The organism is Flavilitoribacter nigricans DSM 23189 = NBRC 102662 (assembly GCF_002646595.1).
In the GTDB taxonomy this organism is placed as follows: Bacteria; Bacteroidota; Bacteroidia; order Chitinophagales; family Saprospiraceae; genus Flavilitoribacter; species Flavilitoribacter nigricans.
This window is the reverse complement of the sequence record NZ_PDUD01000035.1, coordinates 40,098-52,223: the sequence shown is the minus strand read 5'-3', so window position 1 is coordinate 52,223 and position 12,126 is coordinate 40,098. Positions and strand designations below refer to the sequence as shown.

The following is a 12,126-nucleotide window of genomic DNA, read 5'->3' as shown; positions in this document are numbered from 1 at the left end:
GTGTTAAACAATGCGTCTGAATTACTTATGGAAATAAACATTATCCACGTAGACGGTCGTGGCACCGATCGGTTGCCCGACCAGGATATACTGTGCCATATTCGATCTGGTCGTAAGCCCCACGAAGTCATCCAACGGAATGTCGTAGCTGATCCACTGGCCCTGTGCCGGCGCCTCAAAGTTGATCTGGTGTTCAACATCATCACCACCGCCGAAAGCGCCGTCCGCACCAAAGTCCACTAGCTTTATTCCGAAGAAGGTAAAGTCTGACGACCAGACATCGATATGGAAATACGTCATTCCGGATGCATCTATCGGATTGGCTACCGTTTCAATCCCGACAAAGTCCAGATTAGAATACTTCTTCACGGCATTGCCCGCTACACTTACGTCCTCCAGCATCGCAGCCGACCAATCCGTGCGCCAGGTATCTACCGCCACGTTCGAATAGGCTTCACTGAACAAAGAGATCACATCAGAGGCATCCTCGGTGGGCGTGGGTGCCGCCAGACCGGGTTCCGTAGCATTATTGCCCCCTTCGCTGTTGTAGAAGTAGACATTGTCCACATATACCGTAGTAGTTCCCGTTGGTTGCCCCACCAGAATATACTGGGCGATATTTGATCTGGTTGTAAGGCCGGCGAAATCGCTCAACGGAATGTCGTAGCTGATCCATTGGCCCTGCGCCGGAGCCTCAAAGTTGATCTGGTGTTCAACATCATCACCGCCGCCGAAAGCGCCGTCCGTACCAAAGTCCACTAGCTTTATTCCGAAGAAGGTAAAGTCCGGCGACCAGACATCCATACGGAAATGAGTCATGCCCGATGCATCTACCGTATTGGCTACCGTTTCAATCCCGACAAAGTCCAGATTGGAATACTTCTTCACGGCATTGCCCGCCACACTTACGTCCTCCAGCATCGCAGCCGACCAATCCGTACGCCAGGTATCCACCACTACGTCGGCATAGGCGTCACTGAACAGAGCGATCACCTCCGAGGCCGCTTCCGTGGGTTGGGGAGCCGATACGGCGGGTTCCATACCTCCACCGCCGGTTTTGTAGAAATAGATATTATCGAGATAGATATTGCCATTTCCGTCAAATTTGAGCTGGATCACATCGGTCAGATCCACCGGAGCAAAATCCGACAACGGAATATCGACACTTGCCCAGCCGGTGGTCGGCACCGGTAGCGCATAGGCCGTTTCTACGGGCCCTCTACTGATCAGAAAGGTATTGAGTCCGGATGAATTGGCGGTCCAATAGTCAATGTGCAGGAACTCCATGCCGGATACATCCTGATTGCTACCCAGCTGAATACCCTGGTAGTTCAGACCGGAATACAACAAGGTATTGTTACCGGCGATATCTACCTGCGAAACAACCGTAGCCTGGCCCCAATTGGGATTCAGGTCGGTGCCCTCAATATTCGAATAAGCATCACTGAATACGGAAAGTACATCCGAGGCCGCGGCCGTAGGCTCAGGAGCCGCTTCGGCAGGTTCGGCTACCGGAACTACACCGGCCTGATAGAAATAAACATTATCGACAAACAGATTGGGGAGGTCCCCGGAAAGCACCAGTTGTGCAATATGGTTCCGGTTAGCCAGGCCGGTAAAATCAGACAGGGGAATATCCAGGCTAACCCAGGACCCGGTAGTCAGGGTCGGACTGGTAAAGGTGAGTTCGTGGGAGGAATCATCCCCGCCGTCAAAATTGCCGTCGGCACCGAAATCCACCAGCAATACCTTGAAGGTAGCCGGAGGTGCGGTCGGGTCCGGCGTCCAGATATCAATATGGAAATGGGTCATTTCCGACGCATCAATCGGAGCTGATTCGGTCAGTATGCCCACAAAATTTAAGTTATTGTATCGTTTGAGGTCGTCCTCACCGATCTTCACGTCGCTTACTTCTGCGGTTGAAAATTGCCAGAATGGATTCCAGGTATCTACGGGCACGTCATCGTAGGCATTACTGAACAGGGAGATCACGCTGTCCTGTCCCACGGTGGGCACGGGTGCAGCGGTAGCCGGCAGCAAAGGATCACCACTGGATTCAATAGTTAAGGAACCGGTAGCTTCCAGGTCGCCCAGCGTAGCGGTGATCACCGTATTTCCGGCATCCAGAATGGTTACTTTACCGGTCTCATCCACCGTAGCTACGCCGGAGTTGGAAGAGGTGAACGTTAAATAAGCTGCGCTGATATCTACGGACTGATCAATGCCGGTTGGCAGATTGGCCGTATAGGAAATTTCACCAATGTTAAGCTGGTTTCCGGTTTCAGCGGTGATGCTCTGATCCTGTCCGGCGAGTATGCGCACGCCCGGGCGGGCCAGGGTGCTCAGGTTCTCAAATTTAACTTCATCGATCCAGAAGGTATAGCCTTCTCCGTCGTCCGGACTATCCACGTAATAGAACATGCCGTTCTCCTCGGTTAATTTGGAGGCATCGGCGATGGGGATATAATACTTTTTCCAGTTTGTAGTCACGGGTATTTCCTTTATAGCGGACCGGTATTTTTCCGATTGAAAGGTAAAACCGAAACCCAGCTCATCTACGTCAACCGATTCGCTGGCCTTTGCCCAGAAAGTCAGCACATTATAACCGGAAAGGTCCCGGGCCACATCGGTGAAAAAGATGCCCGCAGCGAAACCACCACCCGGATCATCCGCATCGGGTATATCGAATCGCATAACGGCGGAATTGTTATAGCCTTCATCATCTACCACGTTGAAAGCGGTGGTTTTGGATCCTCCGAAAGCAGCGTAATTCAGACCGGAACTGAATCCGTCAATAAATACTTCTGCTGTGGTTGGAAAGGTAGCCAGTTCCAGTTCGTCCAGGTCCCGGGTGCAGCTGAAGCCACCTACCAGGATAAGCGCTGCGAACAGTGTCTTTATGGGATAGTTATATTTTTCGAGAATTGTCATTTTCAGAGATTTTATAGTTTACCGGCCAATATTGAAGTGTACATACGTTCTGATCTCCCATTCCCGCCCGTTATCAAATCCGGGGGCCAGAGGATCACAAACCAGATCCCCGGCTGCATCAAAGGTAGTGGTGGGGCAGTAACGAGGTGAATACTGGTTGAGAGAGCGCCAGGTCCAGCGTACACCGGCACGGGTATTGGGTAAGTCGAACCATTTGGGCTTGCCCACGGTCGTGGACAGGTCCAGGGTCAACTGGAGGGGGAAGGTCAGGTTAAAATCACGGTGGTAATCAAACGGTCCCCAGTCGTTGACCTTTACCATGGAGGTGAGCTTCATTCGATGGTAGATCAACCGGAGATCCGTACCGAAGCGTTGGATCAGCCTCGGATCACTACCGTTAGCCTGAGCATTCCCGCCGTAAGCATTGACAATAAACCCAAATTCAGGACTGAGTTTCGACACCGCCCGGGCGTGGACCTCCCAAAGGTCCTGAGCGGGAGGTGCTCCCGGGAAGGCAAAAAGCGTACGACCGTCCGCAAAAATACCGATACCGGCATCCTGGGTAGTTGGTAGGTGGCGATATACGAAGCCGGCACTAAGGGCCAGGGGCGCATCTTCCATCAGGTCATTGTCCCAGTCGTACATCCAGGTGCCGGGGGTCGGGTCGTAGGTAAACAGGATCTCTCCCGCAACGGTTTCCCGGTTCTGGCGCACGGAGAAGGGATCATCGAGTATGTTCCGGGGTCTTCCCGGAGCCGCCACATCAAAGGGTATGGGGCCCACCACCGGTTTTTGCCACAAGAAGTTCGGGGCAATCTGAAAATCACCGATCAGGTAAGTAAAGCCGGTCAGGAAGTTGAACTGGTTACCGCTTCCACTGTCTTTCAGGCGCCAGCCGGTAAAGGTTCGGGTATAATCGGCGCCTCCATTTGCGACCAATCCCATAGCGGCGCCCTGAGCGTACCAGTTGACCGGACCGGAAGAGTACGTGAATTTCACCTTTCCGCCCCAGGTATCTTTCGCCTGGATCTCATCCTGGTAAACGGCTTCCTGTCCGCGGGAATCGTCCGCATCAGCTACGATCTGAAACCGTCGGCCGACCAGGGGCTGGCCTCCCCAGATACCACCCAGTTCGACTCCGATGGGTCCCACTTTGGTTTTGGCATGCAGGGTTGCCCGGCGGGTCTGGGGCATCGGCACGGCAAAGGAACTTACCGATGGTGCGGGTTCGTCGATGTCTTCGTGGAAAATACCCGTCAGGTTGATCTTACCTAGCTGGCGCGAGTATTTGACCAGCACCGCCGGGTTGGCACCCCACCAGAGCTCCGGGCCAAAAGCTACTTTCAGGCCCCGGAGTGACTTCTTGCCTTCCGCTTCAAAACCAAAGGGAGCATTTCCGTTATAAATATCAATGTTGGGTCCATAATTAGCTTCCGGATAAAGTCCGAAAAAGTCTCCTTCGTAGCCCCAATGGTAATGTCCGGTCCGGTAGAAGCCATTGATGTTGTACCACTTGTCATTCCAGGCAAAATCAGCGCGATAAATGCTAACCCGGTTGAGCGAGGTGATGGGCAGGTTTCCCTGGTTGGTATTTACGGATCGGGTTCGTCCCCTATTTTCGTAAAAGATCTCATTGATCGGATTTTCGGCCACTCTACCGAGTGCGTTGAAGGATACATTGAAGCGGACACTGTTGGTCGGATTGGCCTCCACATCTACGAAAAAGGATTGCATGTGGTCGAAACCCAGTTCATCCGGATACCGCAATACATCGGGATCCGCTTCCTTTGGAGTACTGATGTTTTTCCCGCCGGTGGTGAAGGTGGTCAATTCTGCCCGCAATCCGGCGATCCTCACTTTTTTCAACTGTTCACCGTCGAGAGCGGCCTGATCGCCCCGGGCCTGTAATACCGCCTCGGTTAGGGATATCTGGCCGAAGTGCTCATCGATGGTGGACAGGCTTACCCCACTGGCAAATGGATCCAGCAAATGCACTTCCTTGAGCGCGTAATAGGCCGCACGGGGGTAAAGATCGTAAAGACCCCGTGCGTTGGTCGGCCCCTTGGCGCAAATACCGAACCACTCTTCGTTCATGTTATTTTCACCGGCTACAAAGTCGCTTTGGTAACCGCCGTTAGACCAGGAGGCGTTGTTGTCGTGAACATCCAGATTGGTAGTTTGTCCGAATTTCCACCACCCGTCACTAAACTGGAAGGTGAATCCACCGAGTGAATTCCCAACTTTACCCATGCCCGCTGCATTCTGGTAGATCTCCTGCCAGTTCCCGACCATATAATAGGCCTGGGACCTCTGATCTTCCTCGTTTTCAACGGCATTGAAGGCATCGGCACCGAATTCCGTAAACATGATCGGCATATCCAATTCGTCCTTCACCCTTTGGAAAGCATCTCCAAAAGAAACGCCGCGGTACATATTTACTCCGAAGATATCTACATCAGCGCACTCTTCGGCGATGATTTCGGCAAACAACAGATCGCCGTTGCAGATGGCTACCGGATGGGCCTTGTCGATACCTTTCATCGCAACGGTAGCCTCATTAAAGAGCTTGTACATGGCCCGGGCCCGGGCGGTCGACTTTCGGTCCTCCACCGGAATATCTTCCGTTTCGGCACCTTCCCAGAACAGCCCGTAGTTGTTTTCATTACCGAGTAAGTACAGGAGCAGGCCCGGTGTGTTTTTATAAGCCTCTACCATCGCCTGGGTTTCCGAAAGCAATAGTTGTCGGGTTCGCGGGTCTGCATATTCCGTATTGGGTACCCACTCACCGTTCAGCGTTAAACCATACCGGCCAAACGAATGGTTGAGCATGGTGTAGATCCCGTACTTTTCGTAGATGTACTGGATCCATCGGGGCTGGACTCCGGTGTACTGCCGGATGACGTTTACGCCCATATGCTTTAACATGGACATCTCCGTATCCAGAGCGGCCTTGATGATATCATCCGACTGGTTCCAGAGGCTGTACGAAAAATTGGTACCGATCGGGAAATAATCCCAGTTCATACCGTTGATCATGAAATCAGCCCCGTTAACGACCAGTTTCATGCCCTCGTCATTTTTTATAACGCTTACCTGATCGGCCTGGGCCACGGCCGATGTTACAGCTAGAGACAGGATTAGTTGTAAAAGCACGTTCTTCATATGATCATTTTTTGATAGACTTAGTATACCAGCTTGTATTTTTCCTGAAGATCTTATCCGTACCACAATTCCTTCCTCCTGTGATGCTATTTTGATCAAATATAGGCTTATATTGCCTCCACAGGAAAAATAGCGCCTCATCAATTCTTTCGCCATTTTTTTTCACAACTACATCAAAACTGCACATACATCACCATAAAACACTGATAATCAGTTATAATTTATTTTCAATAACTGCACATGAGTTTTTCCCGTCACATCAGCAAGTACATTTTCCGGATTGTCATCCTGTCTTTATTTACCGGACCGGCGCACGCCTTTATCGGTAAATATCCCATTCAAAACTTTACGACATCCGATTATAAAGCCGGTATCCAAAACATTGATTTTGCCCAAAACCGGGACATGACACTGTTCGTTGCCAACAATCTCGGCGTACTCGCTTTTAATGGAAACGAATGGGAAACCCACGCTTTTAAAACCGGGAAAAAACAACGATCGCTCGCATTCGATGATACAACCAATCGACTGTATATTGGTTCACAGGGAGAGTTCGGATTCTTTGAAAAGAATTGGAATTATATTTCGCTGATCAACAAAATACCGGAAGATTTCAAAGAATTTGACGAGGTATGGGATGTCTTTATACTGCATTCTAAAGTCTACTTCTGCACTTTCCAGGGCATTTATGTCTACGACGGCCAGTCTATCAAAGTCATTAGCGTAGAGGAAGGCCTGGACCGATCATTTCTCGTCAATGGGAAACTGTTTACCCAAACTTCACGGGGGCAACTACTGGAAATGAACGGCGACGAACTGACGGCAAGCTATCCGCAGGGGCAAAAAGATCAGATACTGGCCGGGATCATTCCGCAAGATGATGGGTTGCTTTTATTTTATAATTCCGGGACCATCGAATACGCCAATTTCTTCGGCGTGACGAGTGATGAGTATCAGACCCTTAGTGCTGCTTTACAGGGAAAATATGTGAACCATGTATTGCAACTTTCCGACAGCCGGCTGGCCATTTCCACCCAAACTGCGGGTTTGTTCCTCTACGATCTGCAGCAGCAAACCATGGAGCACATCACCAAACAGGACGGGCTCCAGACCAATGCCTGTTTACGGGCTTTCCAGGATTTTGCCGGAGACCTGTGGGTGGGCATGCAAAACGGGCTGGCGATCATTGACATCAATTCTCCCATTCGCCTGATCAACCAGGAGATAGATATTCAGGGTAGCGGATACGAAGCTTTTGAAACCGATGGCGGCACTTATTACACGACTTCCAACGGCATCTATTTTTCGGAGCGGGGGGCCGCAAAAAGTATCTTCCTTAGCGGTACCGAAGGGCCTGCCTACGGAATGCAGGAGATCAGCGGCAAGCTTTACGCCGGGCACCATACCGGATTGTTTATTCTGGAAGATCGCACCGCCCGCCGTGTGGCCGCTACCGACGGACTTTGGCAAATAAAGCCACTGCATTCGCAGCCCGGATACGCAATTGGGGGCACCTATTCGGGGCTGTACCTTTTTCAGGTTAATAAAAATATGGAACTGGAGGCCGTGCAAAAGATCGCCGGCTTTAATGAATCAAGTCGTTTCTTCGAAGAAGATCAAAAGGGAAGGATCTGGGTTGGTCAGTTCTATAAAGGACTTTACCGATTGCAGCTCGAAGAGCAATTAACGAGTGCTACGGTTAAAAAAATATCGGTCGCGGAGGAGCTTCCGATCAATGAACAGATCATACTCAGTAGCTGCAATAATGAGATCCAGATAGCCACCAGATCCGGAATCTACAAGCTGGACCAGACGAGCGACCGGATCGTAAGATCAGACTTCCTCTTTGACGAAATTGGCCCCCAGCCCGTTTATCTGCTGGTGCAGGACCGGCAGAAAAACATTCATGTCTATGCGGATAACAAAGTTGGATACTTCCGGCAGATCAGTGCCAGTAATTACCAATATATCCCTTCTTCCCTTTTCCAGTTGCGGTATTCTTTCAACAACGACCTGCTACATATTTCGGTAAATACCAGTAAGGGGGTTTTGTTTAATGCCAATGAGGGCTTTATATTTTACGATCCGGCACTGGAAGGACGAACCTTACCGGAGAATCCACTGGTGATCAGTAGGGTGTATAGTGTAACGGAAGACAGCGTTCTCTATTCCCGAAAACCTTTTGCATCAAAGCCTGACCGCCCCGTAGAGTTAGCCATAAAACAAAAAACAAAGGTGCTGCAGTTCCACGTAGAATCTTTTCAGTTCCAGGATGTCAATAACCAGCAGTTTCGATATTATCTGAAAGGCTTTGATGAAGACTACGGGCCCTGGACCAATTCGACTACCAAGGAATATACCAATCTAACCGCCGGAGATTACGAATTCATTGTGGACATCCGCAACGCCCTGGGGGAAATAACCAGCAGCAAACCTTTACTATTGCGGGTAACTCCTCCCTTTTACAAAAGTCTTTGGGCTAAAGCGCTATACCTCATTGTAGTCATTTGGGTATTGCTGCTGCTTTTCCGGATGCAGCAACGCCATTACAAGCAAAAAGCCGTAAAAATAGAAGAAGGCAAGCAGGCAGCCCTGGCGGCAAAACAACAGGAGCTCATTGAAGTTGAGCAACGAAAAGAAGAAGAACTCCTGCAATTAGAGGAAGCAAAGATGAAAAGCGAACTGGATCATCTCAATCAACTGCTCGCCGCTTCCACCATGAATCTGGTGGTTAAGAACGAGTTTATGGAAACGATCCGGGAAGACTTGAATGAAGTAAAGCAAAAGGGGAAAAATGTAGAGACCAAACGGGCCCTGGAGAAAATTGTCAGAGAGATCGATACGACCCTGAGGCTGCAGGAAGACTGGGAACAATTTAAACATCACTTCGACCGGGTACACGGAGATTTTCTGGGGCGCTTAAGAAACCAGTTTGTCGATCTGACTCCCAACGAACAAAAGCTCAGTGCATTTTTAAGACTTAACCTGGACACCAAAGAGATCGCCAACCTCATGGGGATCTCCATTCGCGGCGTTGAAGTGGCCCGCTACCGGCTGCGCAAAAAGCTTGATCTGGAAAAGGGACAGAACCTGACCAAGTTTATCTTGGAGTATTAATGTACCCTTCTATTCCAAAAATCTCCGACCATCCGCTCGTTGACCAACTCGAAAAGCGTGCCACCTGCTCATTCTGGTCCCCAATCCAATCAAGTGCCCTTTACTACTAAGGCCCTGCCGCCTACATTTGCACCGATACAACATTCAAACCCACAAACAGCAGCCTCCCGATCCACGTGTGCTCCGGGAAAGGCTATCCAAAACCCGATTGATACCTATGAGATCTTTCCTATTTTTATTAGCCGTTTTGGGATTTCTGGTCGCGTGCAACACCAGGAAGACACCTAAAACCACGGTAGACCTACCGAAACCGGTAAGCTGTTCCGGCGGCATTCCGGTGGACGCTCTGGCCGATTTTAAAAACCCCTTACCCTTATTCGCCAATTTGAACGGGGAAACACCCGACATTACCACCACCTCCAAAAAAGCAAAACAGTATTTTGATCAGGGATTTCAGCTGGCCGTAGGCTTTAACCACGCCGAGGCGGTCCGTTCTTTCCGCTACGCTCTGGAACAGGATCCCGAATGCGCCATGTGCTATTGGGGGCTGGCCTATGCGCTCGGGCCCAACTACAATGCCGGCATGCAGCCGGAAGTCGTTACCCTCGCTTACGAAGCGGCCCGGAAAGCCATGCAGTACGCGGACCATGCCGGTGCCGAAGAGCGGGCCATTATCCGCTCCATCAGCAAGCGTTATCCGGTTGGTCCGATGGATGATCGCACTGAATACGATAATGCTTACACAGAAGCATTACGGGAGGCCCATGCGGAATTCCCAAAAAATGACCACATCAGCACCCTGCTGGCCGAGGCCATTATGGATCAGCACCCCTGGGACCTCTGGGACAAAGCCGGAAATGCCAAAGACTGGACGCCGGAGATCCTGGAGATCCTGGAAACAACGCTGGAACGCAATCCCCGGCACGCCGCCAGCGTGCACCTGTACATCCACGCCACCGAAGCATCCAAATCACCCGACCGTGCCCTACCCTACGCCAAAAACCTGCCGGAACTGATCCCCGGCGCCGGCCACCTGGTACACATGCCTTCGCATACCTACATCCGTACGGGCGATTACCACGAAGGCGTGATCGTCAATAGCCGGGCCGTGGAAGTGGACAGCAGTTATATGACCGCCTGCTACGCTGCGGGCATCTATCCGCTGATGTATTTCCCGCACAACTACCACTTCCTGACGGCCTGTGCGGCCCTGGAAGGGAACAGCGAACTGTCCCTGGAAGCAGCCGATCGGATGGTTGACAAACTGGATACTGACCTGATGCGCAAGTCGGGCTACGAGACGATCCAGCACTTTTGGAGTATTCCCTTGTACCTGCAGGTGAAGTTTGCCCGCTGGCAGGATATCCTGGCCACTTCCAAACCGGACGATGAACTGGTTTACCCGCAAGGGATCTGGCACTACGCCCGGGCCATGGCCTTTATCAATACCGGCCAACCCGCCGCTGCCGCTAACGAGTATAAGCAACTGGAGCGGATCAGCGACAACAAAAGCCTGGAGGAGATCGCCATTTTCGACATCAATGTGATGAGTGATATCATCGATATTGCCGAACACGTGGTCGCCGGTGAACTGGCCGCCGCCAAAGGAGATTTCGCCAAGGCCGAAAAACACCTGAGAAAAGCCATCGCCATCGAAGATAACCTGAACTATACCGAACCACCCGACTGGTTTTTCTCCGTGCGTCATCACCTCGGTCCTATCCTGATCAAAGCCGGCAAATATGCGGAAGCGGAAACCGTCTACCGCGAGGACCTGGAAACTTTTCCAAAGAACGGCTGGGCCCTGAGCGGACTATACGAAAGCCTGCAAAGACAGCAGAAGGACGCCGCTGCCGCGGAAGTTGCCCAACAATTGCAGACCGCCTGGAAATATGCGGATGTGCAGCTTACGAATTCGACGGTAGTGGGACGATAGGATAAGGGAGTTGAAATTTCAGGTAGTTTGGACTTTGAGGGATTGGGAAGCAGTTCGGATAAAATTGTCAGGCAATATCCTAAGTTCTAAAAGTCCAAACTACCTGAATTGCCGGGTTCTAAAATTCCAACCTCTTTCATTATCTTAGGCGGCGAAAGTACTTGCAAACGATCTAAAGCACCACTCGCCGGCATGAACGAAACCGCTTATCTTACCGGACAGATCACGATCATTTTACTGGTCATTGCACTGTTCAGTACCCTGATGTTCGCATTGCGCTATGCACTGTATAAACTGGAAATCGAAAAACCGAAGCGGAGGCAGTTCCGCATCTACGTCACGATCGGTTTCGGGATCTGGCTGGCATTACTGAGTCTGCTGTCCTGGTCCGGTTTCTTTCGCGATTTCTCCAGTCTTCCGCCCCGTATTTTCATTGCGATCATCCCTCCCGTCATTTTGATCGTGCTATTGATGTTTTCCAAACCTTTCGGCAATATCCTCCGGGTGGTGCCGATGAGCTGGCCAATCTATATTCAGACTTTTCGGGTGTTGATGGAGCTATTCCTCTACATGGGTTTTAAGGGCGGCTACGTGCCGGAGCAAATGACCTTTAACTGGCTCAACCACGATATCATCGTTGGGATCACCGCCCCCATGGCCGGCTTTGTCTTTTTCGGCGGCAATCGCTACCGGCGTTTCGAGGCGATCATCTGGAATATTTTCGGGATCGTCCTGTTGTTCAATATCGTGCTGGTGAGTATCCTGTCTACCCCCTCCCCTTTCCGGGTCTTTATGAACGAACCGGCCAATACGTTTATCGCCGAGTTTCCCTTCATTTTTATTCCGGGTTTCATTGTGCCTTTTGCGCTGGCCATGCACCTATTCTCTTTGCGTCAGCTTTTTCTGAAAATTCCAGTGAGAAGAAAATTTCGACTGAGTAAAAGTTAGTGCTGAAAAATAAATCTAAGGATAAGGTGGAA

Annotated in this window: 5 protein-coding genes; 3 read left to right on the top strand and 2 right to left on the bottom strand. The window is 50.8% G+C overall.

Going from position 1 to position 12,126, the window contains the following annotated elements; all coding sequences use genetic code 11:
* Window positions 1-21: 21 nt before the first annotated feature.
* Together CRP01_RS29340 and CRP01_RS29335 are read right to left on the bottom strand one after the other, a co-directional pair.
* Window positions 22-2,931 carry an Ig-like domain-containing protein gene (locus CRP01_RS29340; RefSeq protein WP_099153634.1) on the bottom strand — a complete coding sequence of 970 codons (2,910 nt, stop codon included), beginning with the start codon at window positions 2,929-2,931 and terminating at the stop codon, window positions 22-24.
* Window positions 2,932-2,949: 18 nt separating this feature from the next.
* Window positions 2,950-6,093: a glycoside hydrolase family 2 TIM barrel-domain containing protein gene (locus CRP01_RS29335; RefSeq protein WP_099153633.1), complete on the bottom strand. Its 3,144-nt coding sequence runs from the start codon at window positions 6,091-6,093 to the stop codon at window positions 2,950-2,952.
* 240 nt (window positions 6,094-6,333) lie between these two features.
* On the opposite strand from CRP01_RS29335, the gene CRP01_RS29325 reads away from it, so the two are divergent.
* From CRP01_RS29325 to CRP01_RS29315, 3 genes are all read left to right on the top strand, one after another.
* Window positions 6,334-9,210: a hypothetical protein gene (locus tag CRP01_RS29325; protein WP_099153631.1), complete on the top strand. Its 2,877-nt coding sequence runs from the start codon at window positions 6,334-6,336 to the stop codon at window positions 9,208-9,210.
* A gap of 217 nt (window positions 9,211-9,427) precedes the next feature.
* Complete coding sequence (locus CRP01_RS29320; RefSeq protein WP_099153630.1) at window positions 9,428-11,146, top strand: tetratricopeptide repeat protein; 1,719 nt, start codon at window positions 9,428-9,430, stop codon at window positions 11,144-11,146.
* Window positions 11,147-11,338: 192 nt separating this feature from the next.
* Window positions 11,339-12,094 carry a hypothetical protein gene (locus CRP01_RS29315; protein ID WP_099153629.1) on the top strand — a complete coding sequence of 252 codons (756 nt, stop codon included), beginning with the start codon at window positions 11,339-11,341 and terminating at the stop codon, window positions 12,092-12,094.
* Window positions 12,095-12,126 lie beyond the last annotated feature (32 nt).

Excerpts from the sequence above, each read along its gene's own strand:
- CRP01_RS29320 (WP_099153630.1), top strand. The coding sequence starts at position 9,428 with ATGAGATCTTTCCTATTTTTATTAGCCGTTTTGGGATTTCTGGTCGCG.
- CRP01_RS29315 (WP_099153629.1), top strand. The coding sequence starts at position 11,339 with ATGAACGAAACCGCTTATCTTACCGGACAGATCACGATCATTTTACTG.
- CRP01_RS29340 (WP_099153634.1), bottom strand. The coding sequence starts at position 2,931 with ATGACAATTCTCGAAAAATATAACTATCCCATAAAGACACTGTTCGCA.
- CRP01_RS29325 (WP_099153631.1), top strand. The coding sequence starts at position 6,334 with ATGAGTTTTTCCCGTCACATCAGCAAGTACATTTTCCGGATTGTCATC.
- CRP01_RS29335 (WP_099153633.1), bottom strand. The coding sequence starts at position 6,093 with ATGAAGAACGTGCTTTTACAACTAATCCTGTCTCTAGCTGTAACATCG.